Annotated in this window: 20 protein-coding genes and 2 pseudogenes; 14 read left to right on the forward strand and 8 right to left on the reverse strand. The window is 76.5% G+C overall.

Features of this window, described 5'->3' with window-relative positions:
• The first annotated feature begins 780 nt into the window (after positions 1-780).
• The 3 genes from LFA75_RS16635 to LFA75_RS16645 all read left to right on the forward strand — a co-directional run bounded on the left by LFA75_RS16635 (position 781) and on the right by LFA75_RS16645 (position 7916).
• Positions 781-1077, forward strand: coding sequence for an MGMT family protein (locus LFA75_RS16635; RefSeq protein ID WP_225234724.1), 297 nt, complete (start codon positions 781-783; stop codon positions 1075-1077).
• Positions 1078-1122: 45 nt separating this feature from the next.
• Positions 1123-4533 (forward strand): ATP-dependent helicase, encoded by a 3411-nt coding sequence (locus tag LFA75_RS16640; protein ID WP_225234725.1) that lies wholly within the window; start codon positions 1123-1125, stop codon positions 4531-4533.
• Positions 4530-7916: an ATP-dependent DNA helicase gene (locus tag LFA75_RS16645; protein ID WP_225234726.1), complete on the forward strand. Its 3387-nt coding sequence runs from the start codon at positions 4530-4532 to the stop codon at positions 7914-7916. The genes LFA75_RS16640 and LFA75_RS16645 overlap by 4 nt, the downstream gene beginning before the upstream one ends.
• Positions 7917-7960: 44 nt before the next feature.
• Here LFA75_RS16645 and LFA75_RS16650 read toward each other — a convergent pair whose 3' ends face one another.
• Positions 7961-8794: an alpha/beta fold hydrolase gene (locus LFA75_RS16650; protein WP_225234727.1), complete on the reverse strand. Its 834-nt coding sequence runs from the start codon at positions 8792-8794 to the stop codon at positions 7961-7963.
• A 215-nt stretch (positions 8795-9009) separates the two neighbouring features.
• Here LFA75_RS16650 and LFA75_RS16655 point away from each other — a divergent pair, with 215 nt between their 5' ends.
• Positions 9010-10401: a M20/M25/M40 family metallo-hydrolase gene (locus LFA75_RS16655; RefSeq protein ID WP_455428482.1), complete on the forward strand. Its 1392-nt coding sequence runs from the start codon at positions 9010-9012 to the stop codon at positions 10399-10401.
• 14 nt (positions 10402-10415) lie between these two features.
• Positions 10416-11222: pseudogene (locus LFA75_RS24150) on the forward strand (serine/threonine-protein kinase); the annotation flags it as partial.
• 285 nt (positions 11223-11507) lie between these two features.
• Here LFA75_RS24150 and LFA75_RS24155 read toward each other — a convergent pair.
• Positions 11508-12239: pseudogene (locus tag LFA75_RS24155) on the reverse strand (hypothetical protein); the annotation flags it as partial.
• Between the two features lie 16 nt (positions 12240-12255).
• Between LFA75_RS24155 and LFA75_RS16670 the strand changes: the two are divergent.
• Genes LFA75_RS16670 through nudC form a run of 4 tightly spaced genes read left to right on the forward strand, consistent with a single transcriptional unit; the run spans position 12256 to position 16804 of the window.
• Positions 12256-13125, forward strand: a complete 870-nt coding sequence (locus tag LFA75_RS16670) for a DUF2510 domain-containing protein (protein WP_225234729.1) — start codon at positions 12256-12258, stop codon at positions 13123-13125.
• A 33-nt stretch (positions 13126-13158) separates the two neighbouring features.
• The gene (locus tag LFA75_RS16675) at positions 13159-14475 is read left to right on the forward strand and encodes a M16 family metallopeptidase (RefSeq protein WP_225234730.1); all 1317 of its coding nucleotides are present in this window, start codon (positions 13159-13161) and stop codon (positions 14473-14475) included.
• Positions 14472-15818: a M16 family metallopeptidase gene (locus tag LFA75_RS16680; RefSeq protein ID WP_404820947.1), complete on the forward strand. Its 1347-nt coding sequence runs from the start codon at positions 14472-14474 to the stop codon at positions 15816-15818. Before LFA75_RS16675 ends, LFA75_RS16680 begins: the two co-directional genes overlap by 4 nt.
• Complete coding sequence (gene nudC / locus LFA75_RS16685; protein WP_225234731.1) at positions 15815-16804, forward strand: NAD(+) diphosphatase; 990 nt, start codon at positions 15815-15817, stop codon at positions 16802-16804. Before LFA75_RS16680 ends, nudC begins: the two co-directional genes overlap by 4 nt.
• 4 nt (positions 16805-16808) lie before the next feature.
• Here the strand turns inward: nudC and LFA75_RS16690 are convergent, their stop codons facing one another.
• The 3 genes from LFA75_RS16690 to LFA75_RS16700 all read right to left on the reverse strand — a co-directional run bounded on the left by LFA75_RS16690 (position 16809) and on the right by LFA75_RS16700 (position 18456).
• Positions 16809-17348 carry a nucleoside/nucleotide kinase family protein gene (locus LFA75_RS16690; RefSeq protein ID WP_225234732.1) on the reverse strand — a complete coding sequence of 180 codons (540 nt, stop codon included), beginning with the start codon at positions 17346-17348 and terminating at the stop codon, positions 16809-16811.
• 101 nt (positions 17349-17449) lie between these two features.
• On the reverse strand, positions 17450-18073 hold the full coding sequence (locus LFA75_RS16695; RefSeq protein ID WP_225234733.1) for an ANTAR domain-containing protein: 624 nt from the start codon (positions 18071-18073) through the stop codon (positions 17450-17452).
• Positions 18074-18192: 119 nt separating this feature from the next.
• Positions 18193-18456: a mycoredoxin gene (locus LFA75_RS16700; RefSeq protein ID WP_225234734.1), complete on the reverse strand. Its 264-nt coding sequence runs from the start codon at positions 18454-18456 to the stop codon at positions 18193-18195.
• A 126-nt stretch (positions 18457-18582) separates the two neighbouring features.
• On the opposite strand from LFA75_RS16700, the gene LFA75_RS16705 reads away from it, so the two are divergent.
• From LFA75_RS16705 to LFA75_RS16720, 4 genes are all read left to right on the forward strand, one after another.
• Positions 18583-20601 carry an ATP-dependent DNA helicase UvrD2 gene (locus tag LFA75_RS16705; RefSeq protein WP_225234735.1) on the forward strand — a complete coding sequence of 673 codons (2019 nt, stop codon included), beginning with the start codon at positions 18583-18585 and terminating at the stop codon, positions 20599-20601.
• Between the two features lie 109 nt (positions 20602-20710).
• Positions 20711-20950, forward strand: coding sequence for a hypothetical protein (locus tag LFA75_RS16710; protein ID WP_225234736.1), 240 nt, complete (start codon positions 20711-20713; stop codon positions 20948-20950).
• Between the two features lie 134 nt (positions 20951-21084).
• A complete protein-coding gene (locus LFA75_RS16715) occupies positions 21085-21378 on the forward strand; it encodes a WhiB family transcriptional regulator (protein WP_263639385.1) in 294 nt (97 codons plus the stop codon).
• Positions 21375-21593, forward strand: a complete 219-nt coding sequence (locus tag LFA75_RS16720; RefSeq protein WP_225234737.1) for a hypothetical protein — start codon at positions 21375-21377, stop codon at positions 21591-21593. Before LFA75_RS16715 ends, LFA75_RS16720 begins: the two co-directional genes overlap by 4 nt.
• 66 nt (positions 21594-21659) lie before the next feature.
• Here the strand turns inward: LFA75_RS16720 and LFA75_RS16725 are convergent, their stop codons facing one another.
• A complete protein-coding gene (locus tag LFA75_RS16725; protein WP_225234738.1) occupies positions 21660-22994 on the reverse strand; it encodes an ABC1 kinase family protein in 1335 nt (444 codons plus the stop codon).
• Positions 22995-23040: 46 nt separating this feature from the next.
• Complete coding sequence (locus LFA75_RS16730; protein ID WP_225234739.1) at positions 23041-24126, reverse strand: ThiF family adenylyltransferase; 1086 nt, start codon at positions 24124-24126, stop codon at positions 23041-23043.
• A gap of 258 nt (positions 24127-24384) precedes the next feature.
• Between LFA75_RS16730 and LFA75_RS16735 the strand changes: the two genes are divergently transcribed.
• The gene (locus tag LFA75_RS16735) at positions 24385-24969 is read left to right on the forward strand and encodes a M48 metallopeptidase family protein (RefSeq protein WP_225234740.1); all 585 of its coding nucleotides are present in this window, start codon (positions 24385-24387) and stop codon (positions 24967-24969) included.
• 14 nt (positions 24970-24983) lie between these two features.
• Here LFA75_RS16735 and LFA75_RS16740 read toward each other — a convergent pair whose 3' ends face one another.
• Positions 24984-26414 carry a zinc-dependent metalloprotease gene (locus LFA75_RS16740; RefSeq protein ID WP_225234741.1) on the reverse strand — a complete coding sequence of 477 codons (1431 nt, stop codon included), beginning with the start codon at positions 26412-26414 and terminating at the stop codon, positions 24984-24986.
• Between the last annotated feature and the right edge of the window lie 108 nt (positions 26415-26522).

Genomic DNA, 26522 nt, shown 5'->3' on the forward strand with positions numbered 1-26522 from the left:
GAGCGCCGACGTAGGCGGGCTGCGGGCAACCGCATTCGACGCCAACAAACCTCGTGCAAGCTCGCCGGCTTCGACTTCCGTAACGCTGCGGGTCCACGGCGAGAAGCGGCTCCGATGCGCGAAGGGCCCAGGCTGGCTCCCCTGCCACTGCACGACTTCGCGCAGCGCCAGATCTGCTTTCGCTGTCGGCAGGTCTGGTAGCCACCACCTGGATACAGCTCCTCGCCTCTACCGGTCACGCCGGCCACTGCCGCCTGCCGCTGGGATCCCAAGCGCGGCGACTGTGCCAGTTCCCAATCCCGCGCCGCCCGCACTGGCGTCGCCGCAGCAGCTGGCAGCGCATGCTCCACTCATCGCTCTCGTCCCGGCCGTATTCGATACTCTCCTTCGGGCTATTGCGACGAGCTGTAATTCCTGGTGGATCGGTCGCGATCGTATCGGATCCTTGCGGACTGTGGACCACGTCACGGACGCGCGATAGGCTGTGCCCCCCCGGGAGAGACGAGTGGCAAATGAAGTTGTTGAAGCCCGTCGTGATGGCGTCTACGGTTGCTGCGCTTCTATTGGTGAGCCCCGGCATGGCGCAAGCGAGCACAGCGACGAAGGGGCCTTACATCACGAAGGCGCAGTGCGAGTCCGCCCGAACCACCTATTCCAAGTTGCCCAAGACCACTGTGGGGAACTGTTTCGACGATGGCATAACTCGGGTTTACTGGTACTTCAACTACACGACGTCCTGAGTTGTGAGGGAAGCTACGGCTGATTCCTCTGCGTGAGCCGGTGACGGCCGACCCGGCCGACGTCGACGAGGCGGTCCTCGACGTGGTCGAGGACATCCCGGTCGGCCGGGTCAGCACGTACGGCGCCGTCGGGCGGCTCGTCGGGGTGGGTCCCCGGCGGGTCGCCCGTGCGCTGTCCCGGGGCGGTGCGGCGGTGCCCTGGTACCGCGTGGTGCGGGCCGACGGCCCCCCCGCCGAGCCGGTCCGGGCCCGTCAGCTCGAACTGCTGGCCGCCGAGGGCGTGCCGGTCCGGCGCGGGCGGGTCGACCTGGACGCGGTGCGCTGGCCCGAGGACTGACCCCGGCCGCCACGATCTGTCGGACCCCCGTGGTGTCATCGAGGCATGACAGCGACGGGCACCGCGGAGCCGGGGTACCGGCTCGTCCTGCCCCCGGCCCGGGCGCCGCGCCGCCCGGTCCTCGACCCCACCCAGCAGGCCGTCGTCGACCACCCCGGTGGTCCGCTGCTGGTGCTGGCCGGGCCGGGCACCGGCAAGACCACGACCATCGTCGAGGCCGTCGCCCGGCGCATCGAGGCCGGGCTGGACCCCGAGCGCGTGCTGGTGCTGACGTTCAGCCGCAAGGCCGCCGCCGAGCTGCGCACCCGGATCACCGCCCGGGTCGCCCGCACGATCCGCGAGCCGGTCGCCCGCACGTTCCACTCCTACGCCTTCGGCGTCCTGCACCGCGCGGCCGCGCTGCGCGGTGACCCGCCGCCGCGGCTGCTGACCTCCGCCGAGCAGGACCTCACGGTGCGCCGGTTGCTCACCGGCGACGCCGAGGACGACGGCGTGCGCTGGCCCGAGGACCTCGGGCCGGCGCTGGGCACCGCGGGGTTCCGCCGCGAGCTGCGCGAGCTCCTGCTCCGGGCCACCGAGCGGGGTCTCCCGCCGGCCCGGCTGGCGGAGCTGGGCGCGGCGCTGGACCGGCCGCACTGGTCGGCGGCCGCCCAGTTCGCCCAGCAGTACGAGGACGTCACCGGGCTGGAGACCGCGTTCCTGGGGTCGGGCAGCGGCTACGACCCGGCCGAGCTCGTGCGCGAGGCGATCGAGGAGCTGCGCGCCGACGAGGCCCTGCTGCGCGCCGAGCAGGAGCGGGCGAGCTGGTTGTTCGTCGACGAGTACCAGGACACCGACCCCGCGCAGGTCGAGCTGCTGCACCTGCTGTCCGGCGGGGGCCGGGACCTCGTGGTCGTCGGTGACCCCGACCAGGCCATCTACGCCTTCCGCGGGTCCGAGCCCCGGGGCCTGGTCGAGTTCCCCCAGCGCTGCGCCCCCCGCGGCGGCCGGCCGGCGGCGCGGGTGTCGCGGGGGGTCTGCCGCCGCTCGGGCATCGAGCTGCTCCGGATCAGCTGCCGGGTCGCCGAGGGGCTGCCCGGCCCGTGGGAGCACCGCCGGCTCACCGCGGACCCGGCGACCGCCCCGGGCAGCGCCCAGGTCCACGTGTTCGACACCCCGGCGGTGGAGGCGGCGCACGTGGCCGACACGCTCCGCCGCGCCCACCTGCTCGACGGCGTGCCCTGGTCGGAGATGGCCGTCGTCGTCCGGGGCTCGGCCGCGCTGGGACCGGTGCGCCGGGCGCTGAGCCAGGCCGGGGTCCCGGTCACCGTCTCCGCCGACGACCTCGCGCTCGCCCAGCAGCCCGCGGTCGAACCGCTGCTGGCCGCGCTGCGCGCCCTCCTGCCGGCACCGATCGCGGACGGCGAGGGCCCGGGAGCAGCACCAGTCGGCACCGGGCCGGTCGAGACCGGGTTCACCGAGACCGGGCTGACCGAGACGGGGGCCGAGGCGCTGCTGGCCTCGCCGCTGGGCGGGGCGACCGTGCTGGACCTGCGCCGGTTGCGCCGCGCCGCCCGCCGGGAGCTGGTTGCCCGCGGCGTCGACCCGGCCGAGCGCGGCGCCCCGCTGGCCGACGTGCTCGCCGACGCCACCCTGCTCGACGCCCTCCCGGCGCCGGTGGCCCGGCCGGCCACCCGGGTGGCGAGCGTGCTGGCCGCCGGGCGGGTGGCCCTGCTGCGCGAGGGCACCGCGGAGGACGTGCTGTGGGCCATGTGGCAGGCCAGCGGTCTGGCGACGCGGTGGGCAGCGGCCAGCGCCGCCGGCGGCCCGCCGGGCGCGGTCGCCGACCGCGACCTGGACGCCGTGGTGGCGCTGTTCGACGCGGCGGCGAGCTTCGTCGACCGGCTGCCGTACGCCACCGTCGGCCAGTTCGTCGACCACTTCGGCGCCCAGGAGCTGCCCGGCGACGGCGGCGCGGCCCGGGCGCCGGCCGGGGAGACGGTGCGGGTGCTCACCGCGCACGCCGCCAAGGGCCTGGAGTGGGACGTGGTGTGCGTGGCCGGGGTGCAGGAGGGCGTGTGGCCCGACCTGCGCACCCGGGCCAGCCTGCTGGGCGCCGAGGACCTCGTGGAGGTGGCGGCCGGGACCGACGCGGCCACGCTGGACCGGCGGACCCTCGCACTGGCCGAGGAGCGTCGGCTGTTCTACGTCGCGGTCACCCGGGCCCGCCGGCGACTGGTCGTCACCGCGGTCGACGGCGGGCTGGAGGGCGGCGACGTGGGGGCCAACGCCTCGCGCTTCCTCGACCTGGTCGCCCCGCCGCCGGACGCCGGGGAGGGCGGGGGGGGCGAGGGCCCCGGGGGGCGCCCCCCCCGCCGGGCCCGCCGTGGGGGGCGGCCCCACGGGGGCCCCGCCGCTGGCCCGGGCGATGGGCGCTGCGTTCCCCGGCGCCGTGGTGCAGAACCTGTTCGGGCTGTCGGAGACGTCGGGCGCCTGCGTGATGAGCCCGCTGACCGACNAGCACGGCGCGCGGGGTATCGTCGGCAGCGTCAGATGTGTATAAGAGCCCGGGCACTCACCGACCCGCACACCCCGCCCGCCCGGCGGACCGCCGCCGCGGCGGTGCTGCGCCGGCTGGCCGAGGAACGGGTGCCCGGCGCGGACCCGTCGTCCTGGTGGGGGCTGGCCCCGCTGTCCGACGACGCCCCGCTGGTCGCCCCGGCCGAGCTGGTCCGGGTGCGCCCCTCGGCGATCGACACGTTCCAGCGCTGCCCGCTGCGCTGGGTGCTCGGCTCGGTGGGGGCCGAGGCGTCCCCGGAGACCACGCGGACGGTCGGCTCGGCGGTGCACGACGTCGCCCAGCAGGTGGCCGAGGGGCTGGCCCCGGCGGAGGCCCCCGACGTGCTGGCCACCGAGCTCGACCGGCTCGACCTCGGTCCGGGCTGGTTCGACCAGCGCCAGCGCGACCGGGCCCAGGAGATGCTCGCCAAGTTCCTGGCCTGGCACGCCCGCGGCACCCGCGAGCTGGTCGCCGCCGAGGAGGACTTCGACGTGGTGGTGGGGCGGGCCCGCCTGCGCGGCCAGGTCGACCGGCTCGAGCGGGACGAGGAGGGCCGGCTGGTCGTGGTCGACCTCAAGACCGGCAAGACCGCGCCCCGCACGGTCGACGAGCACGGGCAGCTGGCCGCCTACCAGGTCGCCGTGGCCGAGGGCGCCTTCGGCGGGCACGGCACGGTCCCCGGCGGCGCGGCGCTGCTGCAGGTCGGCGGTGCGCAGAAGGCGGCCAAGGAGCACGTGCAGCCGCCCCTGCCGGCCGACGTCCCGGCGACGGCCACCTGGGCCGGCGAGCTGGTCGCCGAGGTCGGCGACGGCATGGGTGCCGCGACGTTCGCCGCGCGCACCGACACCGACTGCGAGCGGTGCTCCTTCCGGCGCAGCTGCCCCATGCAGGAGTCCGGTCGGCAGGTGACCCGGTGACCCGCCGTGCGTCCGGGGCCGCCGACGGGCAGCTGGCCTTCGACCTTCCCGGCTTCGTCGAACCCCGGGCCGCGGTCGTGCCCGAGCTGCTGGACCCGGCCGAGGTGGCCCGCCGGTGCGGGCTGTCCTACGCCCCGTCGCCCGAGCAGGCCGCCGTCGTGCAGGCGCCGGTCGACCGGCCGATGGTCGTGGTCGCCGGCGCCGGGTCGGGCAAGACCGAGACCATGGCCGCCCGGGTGGCCTGGCTGGTGGCCAACCAGCTGGTGGCCCCGGAGGCCGTGCTCGGCCTGACCTTCACCCGGAAGGCGGCCAGCGAGCTCGGCGCCCGGATCCGGTTGCGGCTGACCGCGCTGGCCGCGCACCCCGACACCGACCAGGCGCTGCGGGAGCGGCTGGAGGTGGCCTCGCCGACCGTGGCGACCTACCACGGGTACGCCGCCGGGATCGTCGCCGAGCACGGGCTGCGGATCGGCGTCGAACCCGGTGCGGGCGTGCTGGGCCCGGCGATGTGCTGGGGGCAGGCGGCCACCGCCGTCGCCGCGCACACCGGGGACATGAGCGACGTCGCCCTGGGCTTGGTGACCACCACCGAGGACGTGCTGCAGCTTGCGGCGGAGCTGGGCGAGCACGACATCGCCCCGGACCGGCTGCGGTCCTGGACGGCCCGGCTGGAGGCGCAGGTGCACGCCTACCCGGTGACCGGCCGGACCAAGGGCCCCTACGCCGACGTGCTGAAGATGCTGGCCCGGCAGCGGTCCCGGGTCGCCCTGCTGCCCATGGTCGAGGCCTTCGAGGCCCGCAAGCGGGCGGCCGGGGCCATCGACTACGCCGACCAGGTCGCCTACGCCGCGCGGGCGGCCACCAGCTCGCCGGAGGTCGGCCGCCGCGAGCGCGCCCGCTGGCGGGTGGTCCTGCTCGACGAGTACCAGGACACCTCGGTCGGCCAACTCCGGATGCTCGAGGCGCTGTTCGGCGGCGACGCCCACCACCCGGTGCTGGCCGTCGGCGACCCGCGCCAGTCGATCTACGGCTGGCGCGGGGCGTCCTCGGGCACCATCGAGCGCTTCCCGCGCACGTTCCCGGGTGCGCCCGACCGCCCGGCGCAGCGCCTCACCCTGTCCACCAGCTGGCGCAACGACCAGGCGGTGCTGGCGGTCGCCAACCGGGTGGCCGCCGACCTGCCCCAGCCCGCCGACGCGGCCCCGCTGCCCGACCTCACCGCCGCTCCCGCGGCCGGTCCCGGTGAGGTCCGGGTCGGGTTGTACGAGACCGCGGCGGAGGAGACCGCCGCGCTGGCCGACCGGCTGGCCGCCCAGTGGCACGGTCCACCCGGCGACGACGGCGCGCCACCGGCGGGCCGCCCGACCATCGCGGTGCTGGCCCGACGCCGGGCGCAGCTGCCGGGTATCGCCGCGGCGCTGCGCGAGCGGGGCCTCCCGGTCGAGGTCGTCGGCCTCGGCGGCCTGCTGGACGTGCCCGAGGTGTCCGACGTGGTGGCCACGCTGACCGTGCTGGTCGACCCCACCGCCGGCGACGCCCTGGGCCGGTTGCTCACCGGGGCCCGCTGGCGGATCGGCCCGCGCGACCTGGCCGCTCTCGAGGCGCGGGCCCGCCACCTGGTCCGCGGCCGCCGGCCCGCACCGGACGGACCGGTCGCGGACACGGCCGCGGCCACCGCCCCGGCCACCGCCCCGGCGGACGGCGCCGCGGTGGTCGAGCTCGCCCCCGAGCGGGGCAGCATCGTCGAGGCCCTCGACGACCTGGGTGCGCCGACCGCCTACTCCGCCGACGGGCACCGCCGGCTGCGCCGGCTGGGCGCCGAGCTCGGCATGCTGCGCGGCCGGCTGGGCGAGCCGCTGCCCGACCTGGTCGACGAGGTGGTCCGCACGCTGGGTCTGGAGACCGAGCTGGCCAGCCACCCCGACGCCAGCCCCGGCGGCGCCCGCACCCACCTGGACGCCCTGCACACCGTCGCCGCGCAGTTCGCCGACCTGGCCGAGCTGCCGTCGCTGCCGGCGTTCCTGGGCTACCTGGCCGATGCCGAGGTGCGCGAGCGCGGCCTGGAGCCCGGCGAGGTCACGGTCAACCCGGAGGCGGTGCAGCTGCTGACCGGGCACTCGGCGAAGGGGCTGGAGTGGGACGTCGTCGCCGTCCCGGGGATGACCGTCGGGCAGTTCCCCAGCAAGGCCGACACCTCCGACTCCTGGATCAACGACCCCGGCGCCGTCCCGGCGGAGCTGCGGCTGACCGACCGCGCCGACCTGCCGGCACTGCGGCTGCCGGTGCCCGGGTCGGGCGACCAGGCGGTGGTCCGCGACGCCCTCGCCGACTACGTGGCCGACTGGAAGGCCTTCGGCTCGGCCGAGGAGGTGCGGCTGGGCTACGTCGCGGTCACCCGGGCCAAGCGCCTGCTGCTGTGCTCGGGCAGCTGGTGGCGCGACGGCGTCAAGCCCAACGGCCCCTCCACCCTGCTGCTGGCCGTCCGCGAGGCGGTCGAGTCGCTGCCCGGCACCGGCGCGGTCGACGCCTGGGCCGACCCGCCGCCGGCCGACGCGACGAACCCGGCGCTGGCCGAGTGGCCGGTCGGGATCTGGCCGGCCGACCCGCTGTCGTCGGGTCGCCGCCGGGCGCTGACCGCCGCGGCCGAGCTGGTCACCGCCACCCGCGCGCACCCGCTGGAGGGCGACGGGCTGGGGGCCGTCGAGGACCCGGTGGTCACCGACTGGGTCCGCGACGCCCAGCTGCTGCTGCGCGAGCGCGCCGAGTCCGGCCGCAGCGCCACCGAGGTGACCCTGCCGGCCCACCTCTCGGTGTCCTCCCTGGTGGCGCTGCGCCGTGACCCGGCCGCGCTCGCCCGCCGGCTGCGCCGCCCGATGCCGGCGGCACCGGCCCCGCTGGCCCGCCGGGGCACCGCCTTCCACCTCTGGCTGGAGCAGCGGTTCGGCGCCACCCGCCTGATCGACCTCGACGAGCTGCCCGGATCCGGCGACGCCGGTGCCGCGCCCGACGAGGCGCTCACCGCACTGCAGCAGGCGTTCCTGGCCGGCGAGTGGGCCGACCGGCAGCCGGTCGACGTCGAGGCGCCGTTCGAGACCCCGCTCGGGCCGCTGACCCTGCGCGGCCGCATCGACGCCGTCTACGGCGACGGCTGCGGCGGCTACGAGGTCGTCGACTGGAAGACCGGGCCGGTGCCGGGCGCCACCGAGCTCGCCGCGGTCGGCGTGCAGCTGGCTGCCTACCGGTTGGGCTGGTCCCGGTTGGTCGGCGTGCCGGTGGAGCGGGTCAGCGCCGGGTTCCACCACGTGCTGGCCGGGGTGACCCTGCGGCCGGTCGACCTGCTCGACGAGGCCGGGCTGCTGGCCCTGGTGACCGACGGCGCATGAGCAACCGGCGGCGCACCCGGGCCGCGGCGGGCCCGGCGGTGGGCTCAGCCGCGGGCGACCCGGTCCAGGATCGCCGCGGCCAGCGCCTCGGGGGCCTTCTCCGGGATCCAGTGCGAGATGCCGGTGAGCTCGACGAACCGGTAGTCCCCGGTCACCTGGTCGGCGCACGCCTCCGCCGCGGTGCGGCCCACGGCCATGTCCTCGTCGCTCCAGACGTAGGTGGTGGGCACCCCGACCGGGTCCAGCGGCGTGCTCGAGCTCATCGCCCGGTACCAGTCCAGCGCCGCGGTCAGCGCGCCCGCCGCGGACAGGTGCGCCACGTAGGTGTCCACCGCCTCGGCCGGGACGTCGCCCAGCACCCGGCGCAGCCGCCGGGCGTCGTCCTCCAGCAGCACGCGCTCGGCCTTGCCGGCCTGCCAGAAGAGCTTGATGTAGGCCGAGCGCTCCTTCTGCTCCGGGTCGGCCCGGTAGGCCAGGGTGTAGGCCGTCGGGTGCGGGACCGACACCGCGGTCAGCGTGCGCACCCGGTCGGCGTGCCAGCCGGCCAGCGCCCAGGCCACGTTGGCGCCCCAGTCGTGCCCCACGACGTCGGCGGTCGGGATGTCCAGCGCCGTCATCAGGTCCGCGGTCACCGCGGCCAGCGCGGGCAGCGCGTAGGCGTCGGTCTCCCCGGGACGTGCACCGGGGGAGTAGCCCAGCTGGTCGGGTGCGTAGGTGCGCAGCCCCGCCTTGGCCAGCAGCGGGGTGACCGCCGACCAGGACAGCGAGGTCTGCGGGAACCCGTGCAGCAGCAGCACGGGCCGCCCGTCCTCGGGTCCGTCGGTCCGCACGTCGAAGACCAGGTCCCCGACGTCCACCTGCAGCTGCCCAGCGCCCATGCCGGGCAACGTAGCCCGGGGGACCGGTGCGGGCGCGTTACGGTCGCCGGGTGAGCCAGAACCCCGAGCGGGACTTCGTGTCCGCGCACCTCGACGACCTCGACGCCGACCTGGATGCCTGGCTGCGCATCCCGTCGATCTCCGCCGACCCCGCGCACGCCGCCGACGTCGCCGCCAGCGCCGACTGGCTGGCCGGCGCGCTGCGGCGGGTCGGNGTGTCCGCGCACCTCGACGACCTCGACGCCGACCTGGATGCCTGGCTGCGCATCCCGTCGATCTCCGCCGACCCCGCGCACGCCGCCGACGTCGCCGCCAGCGCCGACTGGCTGGCCGGCGCGCTGCGGCGGGTCGGGTTCCCGGTGGTGGAGGTCTGGCCGACGCCGGGCGCCCCCGCGGTCTACGCCGAGTGGCCGTCGGCCGACGCCGGGGCGCCGGTCGCCCTGGTCTACGGCCACCACGACGTGCAGCCGGTGACCCCGGAGGACGCCTGGACGCACCCGCCGTTCGAGCCCACCCGGGTCGAGACCGAGCTGGGCCCCGAGCTGCACGCCCGCGGGGCGATCGACGACAAGGGCAACGTCGCCTTCCACCTGCTGGGCATCCGGGCGCACCTGGCCGCCACCGGCCGGGACACCCCGGCCGTCACCGTGAAGCTGCTGGTCGAGGGCGAGGAGGAGTCGGGCTCCCCGCACTTCCCGGCCCTCCTGGCGGCGCAGCGCGAGCGGCTGGCCTGCGACGTGGTGGTGGTCAGCGACACCGGCATGGCCGCCCCCGACGTGCCCAGCGCGGTGACCGCCATGCGGGGGCTGGCCGACGCCGAGATCACCCTGCGGGGCCCCGGCGTGGACCTGCACTCCGGCTCGTTCGGCGGCGGCGTGCCCAACCCGCTGCACGCCATGGCGTCGCTGCTGGCCGCGCTGCACGACGACCAGGGCCGGGTCACCCTGCCCGGGTTCTACGACAAGGTCCGCCCGCTCACCGACCGCGAGCGGGAGCTGATGGGCCGGGTGCCCTTCGACGAGGAGGCCTGGCTCGCCGGCCCGGCGGCGTCCCGGGCGGCCGCCGGGGAGGCCGGGTTCAGCACGCTGGAGCGCATCGGCGCCCGGCCGACCGCCGAGGTGAACGGCATGTGGGGCGGCTACACCGGCCCCGGCCACAAGACGATCATCCCGGCGGAGGCGCACGCCAAGGTCACCTTCCGCCTCGTCGCCGACCAGGTGCCCGCCGACCTCGGCGACCAGCTGCGCAGCTGGGTCGCCGAGCACGTGCCGGCCGGCATCGAGGCCGACGTGCACGTCCCCGAAGGCGGGGTCAGCCCGTGCGCCAGCGACCTGGACCACCCGGCGATGGCGGCGCTGCTCACGGCCATCGGGCAGGCCTTCGACCGGTCGGCCGGCGACGTGCTGTTCACCCGTGAGGGCGGCAGCGGGCCCGAGGCCGACCTGGTCGCCGTGCTCGGCGCCCCCCTGCTGTTCCGGGGCGCCGGCCTGCCCACCGACCGCATCCCCGCGCCCAACGAGCGCGTGCTGCTGCCGATGCTGCCCCGCGGCGCCGAGGCCGCGGCCCACCTGTGGCGCGAGCTGGCCACCGTCCCCTTCGACCGCTGAGCAGGGGACCGACGATGGAGGACGGCGACCAGTTCGGCCCCTACCGGGTGCTCGGCGTGCTCGGCCAGGGCGGCATGGGCGAGGTCGTCCGCGCCCTGGACGCCGAGCACGAGCGCGAGGTGGCGCTCAAGGTGCTGCATCCGCAGTGGGCCGGCGACGAGTCCTACCGCGAGCGCTTCCGCCGCGAGGCCCGCGTCGTGGCCAGGCTGCGCGAACCGCACGTGGTGCCCATCCACCGCTACGGCGAGATCGACGGCCGGCTGTTCCTGGACATGCGGCTGGTGGAGGGGGAGGACCTCGCCTCGCTCCTGCGCCGCACCGGTCCGCTGCACCCGGCCCGGGCCGTCGACCTCGTCGGCCAGGTCGCCCGTGCGCTGGACGCCGCGCACGCCGACGGCCTGGTGCACCGCGACGTCAAGCCCTCCAACGTGCTGCTGGTGGCCCGGGCCGACGGCGGGGACCTGGCCGACTCGGTGGCCGGCGACGACTTCGTCTACCTGGTCGACTTCGGCATCGCCCGCCCGGTGGGGGAGGAGACCGGTCCCTCGCTCACCGGCACCGGCCTGACCATCGGCAGCACGGAGTACATGGCCCCCGAGCGGTTCCACGGCCGGCAGCTGTCGGCGGCCACCGACGTCTACTCGCTGGCCTGCGTGTTGTTCGAGGCGCTGACCGGGCGTCGTCCGTTCCCGCCCGGCGACGCGGTCAGCCAGATGTTCTCCCACGTCAACACACCCCCGGAGCCACCCAGCGCAGTCCGGCCGGGGATCCCGGACGTGCTCGACGGCGTGGTGCTCCGCGGTCTGGCGAAGGACCCGGCGGATCGCTGGACCTCGGCCGGCGGCATGGCCGCCGCCGCCCGCGCGGCCCTGGGCGTCAGCGGCATCGAGGTGCCCCGGCCCGCCGAGCGCCCGCCGGGCCCGAACGGCACCGCGCCCACCACGGTCGGCGTGCAGGGCGGTGACCCCGGCCGCGCCGGGACCGCGCTGCGTCCTCAGCCGAGCCCGACCACGGTCCAGCCCGCCCAGCAGCAGGGGCCACCCCACCAGGGCCCCGGTCAGCAGGGCCCCGGTCAGCAGGGCCCCGGTCAGCCAGGCCCCGGTCAGCAGGGCCCCGGTCAGCAGGGCCCCGGTCAGCCGGGTCCCGGTCAGCAGGGTCCCGGTCAGCCGGGGCCGCAGGGTGCCGGTCAGCAGGTCGCGCCGCCGCCGGGGCAGCCGCCGTGGGTGGGCCGGCCGCAAACGGCGCCGTCGGGTCGCCGCCGTGGCGGCACGGTCCTCGTCGTGCTGCTCGCGCTGCTGGCCGCCGCGCTGGGCACGTGGGCGGTCGTCGCCACCGTGCGCGCCTCCAACGCGGAGGAGGCCACCGTCGACGCCCAGCAGGCACTGCTGGCGGTGGGCCTGCCCACCGACGTGGTGCCGGGGGACTGCACGCGCACGGAGGCCGACGGTGACGTGCTGACCGGCCTGGACTGCGGCGTCAGCCCGTCGGCCGACGGGCCGAGCGCGCAGACCTACGAGCTGCTGGTCTCGCCGGAGGCCGCCGGCGCGGCGTTCGACGCCGGGGTGCAGCGCGCCGGGCTGTCCCAGCTCGAGGGCGACGACGCGTTCGAGTGCTCCAGCTCCGACGGCGAGCAGGGCTGGGTGCGGCTGGCCGACTTCGACGACGAACCGGTCGGCCGGCTGTCCTGCGGGCTGGACGACGCCGGGGCTCCGGTGCTGACCTGGACCTGGGACGACCGGTCCGGGTACTCCTCGGTCACCGGCCGCGGCGGTCAGGACGGGCTGTCGGACCTGCTGAACTGGTGGCGGGACAACGCCGACCGGGACGACCTGTGACACCGGGGAGGACGCGACCGTGAGCGGACCGGGAACCGCCCCGCCCGGCTACTACCCCGACCCCGACGGCGCCCCGGGGATGGTGCGGTGGTGGAACGGGATCGGCTGGTCCGACGTCCTCACCCCGGCCGGTCCCGGGGTCACCACCGCCCGCGGCGAGAGCACCTACCTGCCGCCCCCGGCGCCGTGGCAGCCCCCGCCGGTGCGCCCGGCCGGTGGGAGCCGGCGCACGGTCTGGGTGCTGGGCGCGGTGGCCGCCGCCGTGGTGGTCCTCGTGGTCACGATCGTCGGCGGCGTCGCACGGCGCAGCGCGGACGACCCCACGCCGACCGTGGTCGCCGGGCCGACCGCCACCGGCCCGACCTTCGCCCCCGGCACGGTGCAGATCATCGACGACGAGGCCGGGATCTCTTACCCCTACCTGGGCGACGGCTGGTACCAGTACGCGCTGTCGGTGCCGCTGGAGACCACGTCGGTGCGCGGGCAGTACTTCACCACCCAGGACAGCGTCCCCGACGGCGGTGAGTTCATCGCCCAGATCACCTCCGGGCCGGTGGCCGAGGGGTACGGCTGGACCGGGCCGGGCAGCGAGCAGGCCACGATCGAGACGCTCGCGCAGAGCGTGCGGGCCAACTACTACCCCGGGCCCAACGAGCGCGAGGAGCTGCGCGACGAGGCCATCACCGTGGACGGGGCGCCGGCCTGGATCTACGAGTTCGTGCTCAGCTGGGACGCCGCCGGCTACGACGCCACCGGCGAGCGCGCGGCCCTGGTGGTCATCGACACCGGCCGGCCGGCACCGGCCCTGCTGTACCTGTCGATCCCCAACACCCACGCCGAGCTGTACGGCGTCATCGACCGCGTCGTCGACGCCGTCGACGTGCTGTGACGGACCGGGGAGCGACGACCTAGGCTCGGTGGCGTGACGTCTCCCGGTGCTGATCTGACCCTGCGGCACCCGGTGGAGCGGTTCACCCTCGACAACGGGCTGCGGGTCGTCCTGGCCCCCGACACCAGCGTCCCGGTGGTCGCGGTGAGCGTCTTCTACGACGTCGGGATGCGCTCGGAGCCCGAGGGCCGCACCGGGTTCGCGCACCTCTTCGAGCACGTGATGTTCCAGGGGTCGGCGCACGTGCCGAAGATGGAGCACGCCCGCCTGGTGCAGGCCGCCGGCGGTTCCTTCAACGGCTCGACCCACCAGGACTACACGAACTACTTCGAGGCGTTGCCGGCCGAGGCGCTGGAGCGCGCGCTGTTCCTCGAGGCCGACCGGATGGCCTCGCCGGCCATCACCGAGGAGAACCTCCGCAACCAGATCGACGTGGTGAAGGAGGAGATCCGGGTCAACGTGCTCAACCGGCCCTACGGCGCCTTCCCCTGGTTGCAGCTGCCGCAGATCGCCTTCGAGTCCTTCGCCAACACCCACGACGGCTACGGCTCCTTCGTCGACCTGGAGTCCTCCACGGTCGACGACGCGAAGGACTTCTTCGACCGCTACTACGCCCCGGCCAACGCCGTGCTGTGCCTGGGCGGCGACCTCGACGTCGCCGAGACCGAGCGGCTGGTCCGGCGGTACTTCGACGCCGTCCCGCACCGCGCCGCCCCGCCCACGCCCTACACCGGCGAGGCCTCGCCGACCGGCCCGCGGCACGGCGTCGTCGTCGACGCGCTCGCCCCGGCCCCGGCGGTGGCCATCGCCTGGCGGGTGCCCGACCCGGTCGCGGACCTGGACACCTACCTGGGCACGGTGCTGCTGTCCGAGCTGCTCAGCGAGGGCGACGCCTCCCGCCTGGAGCTGCGGCTGGTGCACCGCGACCACCTGGCCGTCGCGCAGTCCTCCTACGTGGGCCTGTTCGGCGACCCGTTCGACGTCCGGGACGCCACCACGCTGACCACCCAGGTGCACCACTCCGCCGACGTCACCCCGCAGCGGGTGCTCGACGCCGTGCACGAGGAGATCGACAAGGTCGCCCAGGACGGCGTCGGCGCCGCCGAGCTCGCCCGGGTGCAGGCCCGCACCAGCGCCCAGCTGCTGCGCGGGGCCGACTCCGTGCTCGGCCGCACGCTGGGCTTCGCCTCCGCCGAGCTGATCCACGGCCGGGCCGAGCTGGCCGGTGAGCTGGCCGCCCGGCTGGCCGCCGTCACCCCGGAGGCGGTGCAGCACGCCGCCCGCGGGCTGGTGCCCGACACCGCCGCCGTCCTGGAGCTGCGCACCGCCGACAAGGGGACCACCCGATGAGCGCGCCCGTCCTGGACTTGTCCCTCGTGCCGCCGCTGGGCGACCCCCGCCCGCAGCCGGTCCCCGAGGTCCACCTGACCACCCTGGACACCGGCCTGCAGGTCGCCGTCGTCCCGCGCGCAGGCGTCCCGCTGGTCGAGCTGCGGCTGCGGATCCCGTTCGCCGCCGCCTCGACCCGGGCCGCGGCCGCCCACGTCGCCCGCACCTCCGTGCTGACCGGCGCGGTGCTGCTGGGCACCGCCGCGCACGACCAGGTGCAGATCGCCCAGCTGCTGCAGGCCGAGGGCGCCGAGCTGTCGGTCTCGGCCGACCCCGACCGCCTCCTGCTCGGGACGACGATGCTGCCCTCGGGCCTGCCCGCCGTCCTCGGCGTGCTGGCCGAGCTGCTGGGCCGGGCCACCTACCCGGCCGACCAGGTCGCCGCCGAGAAGGCCCGGGTCGCCGAGCGGATCGCGATCGCCCGCTCCCAGCCCGGCGTCGTGGCCCGCACCGCGCTGGCCACCCGCCGCTACGGTAGCCACCCCTACGCCGTCCAGCTGCCCGAGACCGAGCAGGTCGCCGCCATCACCCCCGCGGCGCTGCGCAAGCTGCACCGCGAGCGGGTGCTCCCCGCCGGCAGCACCCTGGTGCTGGTCGGCGATGTCGACCCGGCCGCGGCCACCGACGCGGTCGCCGCGGCGCTGGGCGGCTGGACCGGCAGCGGCACCGCCGTCGACGCGCCCCTGCTGGTGGAGGCCCCGGTCGGCCCGCTGCTGCTGGTCGACCGGCCCGGCGCCGTGCAGTCCAACCTCCGCCTCGGCGGCCCGGCCCCCGGCCGGCGGGACCCCGAGCTGCCCGCCGTGCGGCTGGCCAGCATGGTCTACGGCGGCTACTTCTCCTCCCGGCTGGTGGAGAACATCCGCGAGCGGCGCGGCTACACCTACAGCCCGCGCAGCTCGGTGGACCACCTGCAGGCCGGGTCGTCGTTCCTGGTCGACGCCGACGTCGCGACCGGGGTGACCGGGCCGGCCCTGCTGGAGACGGTGTACGAGCTCGGCCGGATCGCGCTGGTGCCGATGACCGAGGCCGAGCTGGACGCCGCCCGGCGCTACATCCTGGGCACCACGGCGCTGGCGACCGCGACCCACGCCGGGCTGGCCAGCACGCTGTCGGCGCTGATCGGCTCGGGCCTGCCGGCCGACTGGCTGGCCGAGCACCAGGCGGCCCTGGCCGCGGTCACCCTCGACGAGGTCACCGCCGCCGCTCGTCGCTGGTTGCACCCGGCCGGGCTCACCGCGGTCGTGGTGGGCGACGCCGACGCGACCGCCGACCAGCTGGCCGCCCTGGGTCCGGTGCAGCGATGACCGTGCCGCCGGTCGACCCGGCCGCCACCCCGCCGGGCGGCAGCGGCCCGGCCGACAACCCGCCTCCCTCGGAGCTGCCCGTCGACGTCGCCGTCTGGCCCGAGAGCAGCGGCCCGACCACCGACGACGTCCCGGTGCTGTCCCGGGTCGGCCACGACCGCGGCCACCTCGACCGCGACCTCGACGACCCGGCCCGCGGCCGGCCGGTGCGGGTGCTGACGATCGACGCCCAGCGCGCGGTGCCGGTGCACGAGGGCGCGGCCGGCCCGGAGCTGCTGTGGGACCAGCGCGCCGAGTTCCCGACCGGCGGCATCTACCTGGGCCACGCCGACGACGTCGCGTACGCCGTCGTCCGCGGGGAGCGCTCGCTGACCATCAGCGGCACCCCGGTCGACACCTGGAGCGGGCTGCGCGAGATCGGCTCGGACCTGGGCGCCCGGGACGCCGGGCTGCTGGCCCAGGCGGTCGGCATCGTGGAGTGGCACGAGCGCAACCGGTTCAGCCCCTACACCGGCGCGGCCACGACCATCGAGAAGTCCGGCTGGACCCAGCGCGACCCCACCACCGGCCAGGAGGTGTTCCCGCGCACCGACCCGGCGGTGATCATGCTGGTGCACGACGGCGGCGACCGGTGCGTGCTGGGCCGGCAGGCCGTCTGGCCGCCCGGGCGGTTCTCGATCCTGGCCGGGTTCGTCGAGCCGGGGGAGTCCGCCGAGGCCGCCGTCGCCCGCGAGGTCGCCGAGGAGGTCGGGCTGGAGGTCACCGACGTCCGCTACGTGTCCAGCCAGCCGTGGCCGTTCCCGCAGTCGCTGATGCTCGGCTTCACCGCGCGGGCCGTCGGCACCGAGCTGCAGGTCGACCACGACGAGATCGAGGAGGCCCGCTGGTTCAGCCGCGAGGAGCTGCGCAGCGGCAACGGCCCGGCCGCGCTGCCGCCGCCGGTGTCGATCGCCCGGCACCTCATCGACGCCTGGCTGGCCGAGTAGCGACTCAGCCGAAGCGGCCCTGCAGGACCAGCGCGGGGCGGTCGGCGTGGTCGGCGAGCACGACCGCGTCGGCCAGGGCGACCGGGTCGACCTCGTCGTCGTAGCGGTCGAACGCCGGCAGCTCCCAGGCCTGCTCGGCCGGGAAGCGCCGGCGCCGGGCGGCGGGGGAGACCCGCAGGTGGACGACGACGTCGAAGGCCAGCCCCACGCCCTGCAGCAGGGCACCGGGCACCAGCACCACGCCGCTGACCGGTACCCGGTCGGCCCGGGTGGCGCGGTCCCGCTCGACGTCCCACAGCTGCGGCAGCACGTCGCCGGGGCCGCCCGGGCCGACCCGGTCGAGCACCTCGCGGGCCAGCGCCGAGACGTCCAGCCAGTCGGTGTACCGGGCGTCGGCGTCGGTGCGGCCGTGCTCGAGGCGGACCGACGCGGGACGCAGGAACCCGTCGGCCGGGACGACGGCGGCCGGCTTGCCCAGCGACGGCAGCAGGTCGGCGACCGCACCGGCGAGGTCGGCCGGCCGGGCCACGTCGGGGCCGTCCACGGCCACCCGCAGGGCAGCGGCACCGGGAGAGGGGGCGGCGTCGGCCAGCAGCCCGGCCAGTCGTCGGGCCAGGGCTGCGGGGGTCAGCGGGAGCGGGGAGCTCAGTGCTCGCCCTCGGCGAGGACGGTCTGCCGGGTGCGCGAGCGCTCGACGCGACGGCGGGCCGGGCGCTCGGGCGCCGGGAGGGACTCCACCGGGGGCGGACCGGCCGGTGCGGGCACGGCGGCCGGCGGTGTGCCGGTGCCGAGGTCGCTGAGCACCTCGCGGGCCAGGTCCTGCACGGGTCGACCGGAGGAGCGGGCCTCGCGGCGCAGCTGCTCGAAGGCCTCGCGGGGGCAGCTGCCCCGGCGGACCGCCAGCACCCCGATGGCCCGCTCGACCGACACCCGCGCGGCGAGCGCGTGCTCGAGCTGGCCGACCGAGCGCTGCAGCGCGGCCAGCTGCTGGTCCCTCGGGTCGGCGCCGGGCTCGTCGGCCGCGGTGCCTCGGGCGGCCCGGCGGGCGTCGCGGTCGGGCTCGGGGGAGGCGCCCAGGTCCTCGGCGATCAGGTCGGCCAGGCTCATCGCCTCGACCAGGTCGGCGGCCTGCTCGGTCCCGGCCGGGGTCACCACTGCCCACCCGCGGGTGGTGCGGGTGATGACGAAGGCGGGGTCGCCGTCCGGGGTGCGGACGACGTCGTCGGGCTGGGACCCGGCCGTCGCGGACCCGGCCGTCGCGCTGCTCACGGGGCTGCCCACCGCCACGTCCTCCCTCGGCACCCGCGGCCCCGGTGGCCGCGGGGCCACCGGCTCCCCACGGCCGGCGACCCCGTGATCATGACCCGAGGAGGACCGCGGCGGGGGGATCACGCGCCGGAGGTCTGCGACAACTGGTCCTTGACCTGGTCGATGCTCGGGTTGGTCAGCGCGGTGCCGTCGGCGAAGATCAGCGTGGGGACGGTGCGGTTGCCGCCGTTGGCCTTCATCACCAGGTCAGCGGCGCCCTCGTCGGTCTCGATGTTGACCTCGGCCCACTCGATGCCCTCGCGCTGCATGAGCTTCTTGAGGCGGACGCAGTACCCGCACCAGCTCGTGGTGTACATGGTCACGGGTGCGGTGGCGGCAGTCATGCGCTCGATCCTCCGTCGTCGGTCGGTGCCGGTGACCAGCGGGTCCCCGGGTCGTGCTCCGGATCCAACGCCGGTGCCCCGGGGATGCTTCCCCGGCCTGTCGTACCCGGCTGCCAGACTCGGGGGGTGACGGTCGAGGAGCAGCGACGGCCGACCGGTGCGGAGGCCGTGCTCGCCGGCCTGGACGAGCAGCAGCGCGCCGCGGCCGCGGCGGTGCGCGGCCCGGTCTGCATCCTGGCCGGGGCCGGCACCGGCAAGACCCGCACCATCACCCACCGGATCGCCTACGGCGTGCACACCGGCGTCTACACCCCCGAGCAGGTCCTGGCGGTGACCTTCACCGCCCGGGCGGCCGGCGAGCTGCGCGGCCGGCTGTCGGCCCTGGGCGTGGGCGGGGTGCAGGCCCGCACCTTCCACGCCGCCGCCATGCGGCAGCTGCGCTACTTCGCCCCCCGCGTGCTGGGCGGCCCGCTGCCTGAGCTGGTGGAGAACAAGCTGCGCGTGGTCGCCGGGGCGGCGACCCGGCACCGGCTGACCACCGACCGGGCCAGCCTGCGTGACCTGGCCGGGGAGATCGAGTGGGCCAAGACGACGCTGGCCACCCCCGACGACTACCCGGCGCGGGCCCGGGCCGCCGGCCGGGAGGCGCCCTTCGAGCCGGCCGCGGTCGCGGCGGTCTACGCCAGCTACGAGCAGGCCAAGCAGCGCGACGGCACGCTGGACTTCGAGGACCTCCTGCTGGTCACCGCCTACGCCCTCGAGGAGCACCGGGACGTCGCGCGCGAGGTGCGCGGCCAGTACCGGCACTTCGTGGTCGACGAGTACCAGGACGTCAACCCGCTGCAGCAGCGGCTGCTGGACGCCTGGCTGGGTGGCCGGGCCGAGCTGTGCGTGGTCGGCGACCCGCACCAGACCATCTACTCCTTCACCGGCGCCGACCCGGACTACCTGCTCGGCTTCGCCGACCGCTACCCCGACGCCGAGGTGGTCAAGCTCGAGCGCGACTACCGCTCCACCCCCGAGGTGGTCGGGCTGGCCAACAAGCTGATCGGCATGGCCCCCCGGCGCACCGGCCTGCCGGGGCTGCGGCTGATGGGGCAGCGGGCCGCCGGGCCCGAGCCGCGGTTCCTCGAGCACCCCGACGAGCCGGCCGAGGCCGCCGCGGTCGCCGCCGCCTGCCGGGAGCTGGTCGACTCCGGGCTGCCCGCGGCCGAGATCGCCGTGCTGTTCCGGATCAACGCCCAGTCCCAGGTCTACGAGTCGGCCCTGGCCGACGTCGGGGTTCCCTACGTGCTCAAGGGCGGCGAGCGGTTCTTCGAGCGGCCCGAGGTGCGCGAGGCCGTGCTGCTGCTGCGCGGGGCCGCCGCCGGCCGGGACGACGGCAGCCCGCTGGTCCCCGCCGTCCGCGACGTGCTCGCCTCGGTGGGCTGGGTCGAGCACCGGCCGCCGCCCGGCGGTGCGGCCCGCGACCGTTGGCAGTCGCTGTCGGCGCTGGTCGACCTGGCCGTGGACCTGGTCGCCGAGCAGCCGACCCTGACCCTGGCCGGGTTCGTCGGCCACCTGGCCGAGCGGGCCAACGCCCAGCACGCGCCCACCGTGCAGGGGGTCACCCTGGCTTCGATGCACGCGGCCAAGGGGCTGGAGTGGGACGCCGTCTTCGTGGTGGGGCTGGTGGACGGCGTGCTGCCCATCGCGCAGTCGCTGGCCCGCCCCGACGCCGTGGAGGAGGAGCGCCGGCTGCTCTACGTCGCGGTCACCCGGGCGCGGGAGCAGCTGACCCTGTCCTGGTCGCTGGCCCGCCAGCCCGGCGGCAAGCGGGTCCGTCCGCGCAGCAGGTTCCTCACCGGGCTGGCGCCCGACGCGCCCGTGCCGGTGCGCACCCGGGTGGCCCGCCGGGTGGAGGTCGTCCTGGAGGGGCCGGCCGGCGAGCTGTTCGAGCGGCTGCGGGCATGGCGGGCGGCCACCGCGGCGCAGGCGTCCATCCCGGCGTACGTGGTCTTCAACGACGCGACGCTGCAGGCCATCGCCGAGACCCGGCCGGGGTCGCTGACCGAGCTGTCCGCGCTGCCGGGCATCGGGGCCCGCAAGCTCGAGCTGTACGGCGTCGACGTGCTCGCCGCGGTCGACGGAGAACTCGCGGATTAATTGCGTTGACCCCGTTCCGCGGGGTCCCCTAACCTCAGCCGCACACGCACCGCCCGCACCGGGAACGGCCCACCGGCCGATTCCCCGAGCCCCGAGAGGAGGGGTCACGTTGATCTCCACCACCGCCACGAAGGCCCCGTCCTACGCCGGGGCCTTCGCCGTGCGCGGCCTGGATGCCTGGGCCGCCCGTGGCGTCACCGCTGCCGAGCGCGCCACCGGTCTGCCTGCGGGCACCGCGGTCCGGCTCCGTCCGGCCGTCGACGTCCCGATGACCGGTCTGCCGACCGGCGTCGTCCAGCTGAACAGCACCACCCCGGGTGACCTGCCCCCGAGAGACCCCCTGAGCTAGCGCTCAGGTCGGTCCCCTCGAGGCCGCGGAACCCGGACACCCGGGATCCGCGGCCTTCTTCGTGCCGTCGATCCCACCGACCACCTGGTCGGCGGGCCTCCGTCGACCGCGAGCACACGAGGAGAGGACCGACCGTGCAGCACACGATCGAGCGACCGGTGTCCGTCCCGCGGGCCGAGCTCGAGCGACCCCTGCCCACGGCGCTGCCCTGCCGGACCGAGGACGCCGACCTCTGGTTCGCCGAGACCCCGGACCGGCTGGAGCAGGCCAAGGAGTTCTGCGCGACCTGCCCCCTGCAGGCCGCCTGCCTGGCCGGGGCCCTCGCCCGGGCCGAGCCCTGGGGCGTCTGGGGTGGGCAGATCTTCGACCACGGGGTCGTGATCGCCCGCAAGCGCCCACGGGGCCGGCCGCGGAAGGTCGCCGCATGACCACCTCACCGACCACCACCGACACCCCGGGAGGGGGAGAGATGGACCTGCACCGCTACGACCGGTTCGACGTGGCGCGCATCCGCCAGGCCGACCTGATGGCCGACGCCGACGCGGCCGCCCGGGCCCGCCGGGTCGTCGCCGCACGCCGCTGGGCCCGCCGGGCCGAGCGCGCCACGCGCCGGGCGGCCCGCGCCAGCGCCGCCGTCCGCTAGGACGGTGGGTACGGCACCGCCCCCCGGTGACCAGGTCAGCTGGTCACCGGGGGGCCTCCGGCGCGGTCAGCGCGCGGGCTCGCCCGCGAAGCCGGGCAGCCACTCGGTGATGACCGAGCGGAAGTCGGCCTCGGCGTCGAGCTGGCAGAGCACGCCGATCGACCCGATCGTGACGCGGTGGATGAGCAGATAGGCCGGGGGCAGGTTGAGCTGGCGGCCCAGCCGGCTGGCCTCGCTGCGCGGGTCACCGACCCGGGTCGCCTGGTCCTGCATCCACGCCCGGCTGAAGTGGAACCGGTCGGCGGCCACCGGCTCCAGCAGCGGCAGCAGGTAGTCCAGGATCGCCTGTGCGTCGACCTCGACCGACGGCCGGATGAAGCCCTCGGCCCGGAGGTCGGCCAGCACGTCGTCGGCCCGGCCCTCCAGCGCCCACCGGACGAGCCGGCCGATCGGCTCGGGGTAGCCACCGGGCAGCCGCGCCACGGCGCCGAAGTCGATGACGCCCAGCCGACCGTCGGGAAGCAGCCGGAAGTTGCCCGGGTGCGGGTCGGCGTGCAGCAGCCCGGCGCGGGTCGGGCCGGAGAAGTGCAGCGTGGACATCAGCAGCCCGGCCCGGTCGCGCTGCTCCTTGGTGCCCGAGGTGATGATCTTCGAGAGCGGGGTGCCCTCCATCCACTCCGAGACGATGACCTTGGGCGCGCTGGCCACGATCCGCGGCACGGCGATGTCCGGGTCACCGGCGTAGGCGCCGGCGAAGGCCCGCTGCGAGTCGGCCTCCATCGCGTAGTCGAGCTCCTCGGCCACCCGCGCCTTGAGCTCGGTGATCAGCGGTTTGACGTCCATCCCCGGGAACAGGACGGCGAACATCCGGGCGAAGCGGGCCAGCTGGTTCAGGTCGGCCATGAGCGCCGGGCCCGCACCCGGGTACTGGATCTTGACCGCCACGTCCCGGCCGTCGCGCCAGGTGGCGCGGTGCACCTGGCCGATGCTGGCCGCCGCGGCGGGCACGTCGTCGAAGTCGCTGAACCGGGTCCGCCAGGTGCCGCCCAGCTGCTGGGCCAGCACCGCGTGCACGGTGCGCACCGGCATCGGCGGCGCTTCCTCCTGCAGCTTGACCAGCGCCTCGCGGTAGGGCGCCGCCAGCTCCTCGGGGACGGCGGCCTCGAAGACCGACAGCGTCTGGCCGAGCTTCATCGCCCCGCCCTTGAGCTGGCCCAGGACCGCGAACAGCTGCTCGGCGGTGCGCTGCTGCAGGTCGGCCGACACCTGCTCGGCCGACTGGCCCGACAGCCGCCGCCCGATGCCGAGCGTCGCGCGCCCGGCGACCCCCAGCGGGAGCGACGCCAGCTTGGCCGTCCGCGACACGCTGCCGCGTGGGATGTCCCGCCCGCTGTCCGTCACGCCCCCCAGTGTCCCTGTTCGCGGCCCGGCCCGCCGGGACGGCCCGTCACCGGGGTCCCGCCGTGCGGCACGCGCACGCCGGGTGGGGTGGCCAGGCCCGCCGGTGCGGCAGCAGATCGGGGGAGCGGAGCTCGAGCGCGGCGTCCAGGGCCAGCGGCGCAGCGGTGCCGTCGAGGTGGGCCAGGGCCTGGGTGAGGGCGGTGACCGCGGTGGCCGCGCACAGGCCGGTGCTGCCGGTCACCGGCCCGGCCGGCGGACCGGTGCGGGCGGTGGGTGGTTCCCGCAGCTGGGTGGCCAGGGCCGGCCAGCCGGGGGCGGCGTCGGTGCGGGTGGCCTCCGCGCAGCGCAGGCACCCGGTCCGGCCGGGGACCACGAGCGGTCCCACCACGCCCACCTCACCGCGGACGGTGGCCACCAGGTGCGGCACCCGCGCGGTGTGCAGGTGGCCCAGCAGCGGGTCGACGGCTGCCCAGGGCCGGGTCAGCACGAGCAGGTCCGGGACGGTGCCCGGGGGGAGCGGCCGCAGGTCGACCTCCGGCGCGGCCCGGCGGACGGCGTCGGCGGCGGCCAGGGTGCGCGGGCGGCCCTCGTCGGCGGCCGACAGCCCACCCACGACGGTGTCGGCGGCGCCCACCGTGCCGCGGTCGCGCACGTGCACCCGGCCGACCCCGCTGGCCGCCAGCATCGCCGCCAGCGGCACCCCGACCCGGGTGGCGCCGTCCACGACCACGGCCGCGACCCGCCGCCGGCGCCAGGCCCCGGGGCTGCCGGTGCGCAGCGCCGCGGGCAGCTCCACCTCGGTGCGCGCCCGGGCGGCCGGGGTGTGGGCGGCGGCGAGCAGGTCGGCGGAGGAGACGTCCAGCAGCTGGCCGCACGCGCGCAGCCCGTCGAGCACATCGGACACCACCGCCGGGTCGAGCCCGGCGGCGACCGCCTCGGCCAGGACGGCGCCCACCGGCCGGTCGCCGTCCAGCCCGCGCAGCAGCACGGCCAGGGCCTGCGCCCCGCCGGCCGGGAGCGGACCCACCCGGAGGCCGGGGTCGCCGTCGACCCCGCCGACCTGCAGGGTCCCGGGCGCGACCCGCAGCACGGGCACGGCCCGCGGCAGGAGGGGGCGATGGCTGTCGGTCACCGGCGGAGCCTGGCAGCCGGGACGACGCGCCGGCCCGCTCCGCCCACAGCCTGTGGACAAGGTTGTGGAGCACGTGGGGAGTGCTCGGCGTGGCGCTGTGCACGAGCGGGGGACAGGACGGTGTCCCCGGGTCCGCGGGCCAGTCCGCGGGCGGGTGGAGGGTGTGGACGCACCCGGTGTCCACCGTCGGTGTGCACCTGCACCCGACCGGGTGTCGGTGGGCTGGGCGAACCCGGCCGCGGTGGTTACGGTGCGTGCGTGCAGCACCCGACCACCCCGCGTCCCCGTTCGAGCGACCCGTCGGCCGGTGCGTTGTCGGTCGGCGGTGCAGGGCCCGTCGAGGTGCGGCGCAGCACCCGCCGGCGGCGCACCGTCACCGCCTACCGGCAGGACGGCCGCACCGTGGTGCTGATCCCCGCCTCGTTCAGCCGCTCCGAGGAGCGGACCTGGGTCGACCGGATGGTGGCCAAGCTGGAGACCCGCGAGCACCGCGGCCGCCGGACCCTGGGCAGCGACGACGAGCTGATGGTGCGGGCCCGCGGCCTGTCCGAGGCCTACCTGGGCGGGGTGCTGCCCAGCAGCGTGCGGTGGGTGGACAACCAGCACCGCCGCTGGGGCTCCTGCACCCCGGCCGACGGCACCATCCGGCTGTCCAGCCGGCTGCGGGACATGCCCGAGTACGTCGTGGACTACGTGCTGGTGCACGAGCTGGCCCACCTGCTGGAGCCCGCCCACGACGCCGCGTTCTGGGCGCTGGTGGAGCGGTACCCCCGCGCGGAGCGGGCCCTGGGCTACCTCGAGGGCGTCGAGGCGCGCACCGGGACCGGCTCCGCGCAGGAGTGATCGCGCCGGAGTGATCAGGCCGGCTTCGGGGGCTCCTGGGCGTCCCCGGTGCTGTCGTCGCCCTCGTCCGTGCTCTCGTCGGTGCTCTCGTCCAGGTCCAGCCCGGCGGTGAGCCGGTCGAACTCGTCCTGCTCGGCCGCGGTCTCGGCCGCCGTCCGCTGACCCTGCCGGCCGACGAAGTCCAGCGGCTCGTCGAGGTCCTCGGCCGAGGGCAGCAGGTCCGGGTGCGACCACAGCCCGTCGCGGGCCTCCGTGCCGTGCTGGGCGGCCATCGCGGCCCAGACGGTGGCCGCGTCGCGCAGCCGGCGGGGCCGCAGCTGCAGCCCGACCAGCGTGGCGAAGGTCTGCTCGGCCGGGCCGCCCGACGCCCGGCGGCGCCGCATGGTCTCGGCCAGCGCGCCGTGCCCGGGCAGCCGCTGCCCGGCGGCCGCGGTGACGACCACGTCGACCCAGCCCTCGACCAGGGCCAGCAGGGTCTCCAGGCGCAGCAGCGCGCGCTGCTGCTCGGGGGTCTCGGCCGGCTCCAGGACGCCGCTGCCCAGCAGCTGCTGCAGCTTCTCCGGGTCCTGCGGGTCGAACCCGCCCTCCATGCCGCCCATCGCGTCCTCGAGGCCGCGCTGGATGGCGTCGGCGTCGACGTGGATGCCGCGGGCGTAGGCGTGCACGGCGTCGGTGATCTGCTGGCGCAGCCACGGCACGTGGGCGAACAGCCGCTGGTGGGCCGCCTCGCGCAGGGCGAGGAACAGCCGGACCTCCTCCTCGGGGCGGTCCAGGCCCTCGCGGAAGGCGTCGATGTTCTGCGGCACCAGCGCGGCGGTGCCGGCCGGGGTCAATGGCAGCCCGACGTCGGTGCTGGTGACGACCTCGTCGGCGAGCTTGCCCAGGGCCTGGCCCACCTGCGCGCCGAACATGACCCCGCCCATCTGGCCCATCACGCCGGCCAGCGGACCGGCCATCGCCGCCGCCTCGGCCGGCAGCGCCGCGGTCATGGCGGCCACGACGCGCTCGGCGAGGGGGTCGATCAGCGCACCCCAGGCGGGCAGCGTCTGCTCCAGCCAGTCCACCCGGGACCAGGCCAGCGTGCGCTCGACGCCCGAGGGCAGCTCGGTGGCCTGGTCCAGCCACAGGTCGGCCAGGCGCAGCGCCTCGGTGACCTCGCTGCGCTCGGCGGCCGAGGTCGGCTGGTGGCCGGCGGCGAGCTGGCTGATCGCGCCCTGCCGGGCGAGGTCCCAGTTCACCGGGCCGCCGGACCACGACATCAGCTTCTGCAGCTCGGCGAACAGCGGCATCTTGCCCAGCAGGTCCTCGGGCGACCCGCCGCCGGCCCCGCCGAACAGCGCGCCGAAGCCGAAGGGGTCGGCGGGGTCGCCGCCACCGGGCCCGTTCTGGTCGCGCCGCTCCGGGTCGCGGTCGGAGGGGCCGAATCCGAAGGGGACGTCGCTCATGACCACCACGGTAACCGCGTCGGGCCGGTCCACCGGGTCGGCGGCGGACGCCCTGGGCGAACACCCGCACCGGCGCTGAGCACGGCCGCTGCCAGCGGGGTCACCTAC

This window comes from Klenkia terrae (genome assembly GCF_900491935.1).
Lineage (GTDB): Bacteria > Actinomycetota > Actinomycetes > Mycobacteriales > Geodermatophilaceae > Klenkia > Klenkia terrae.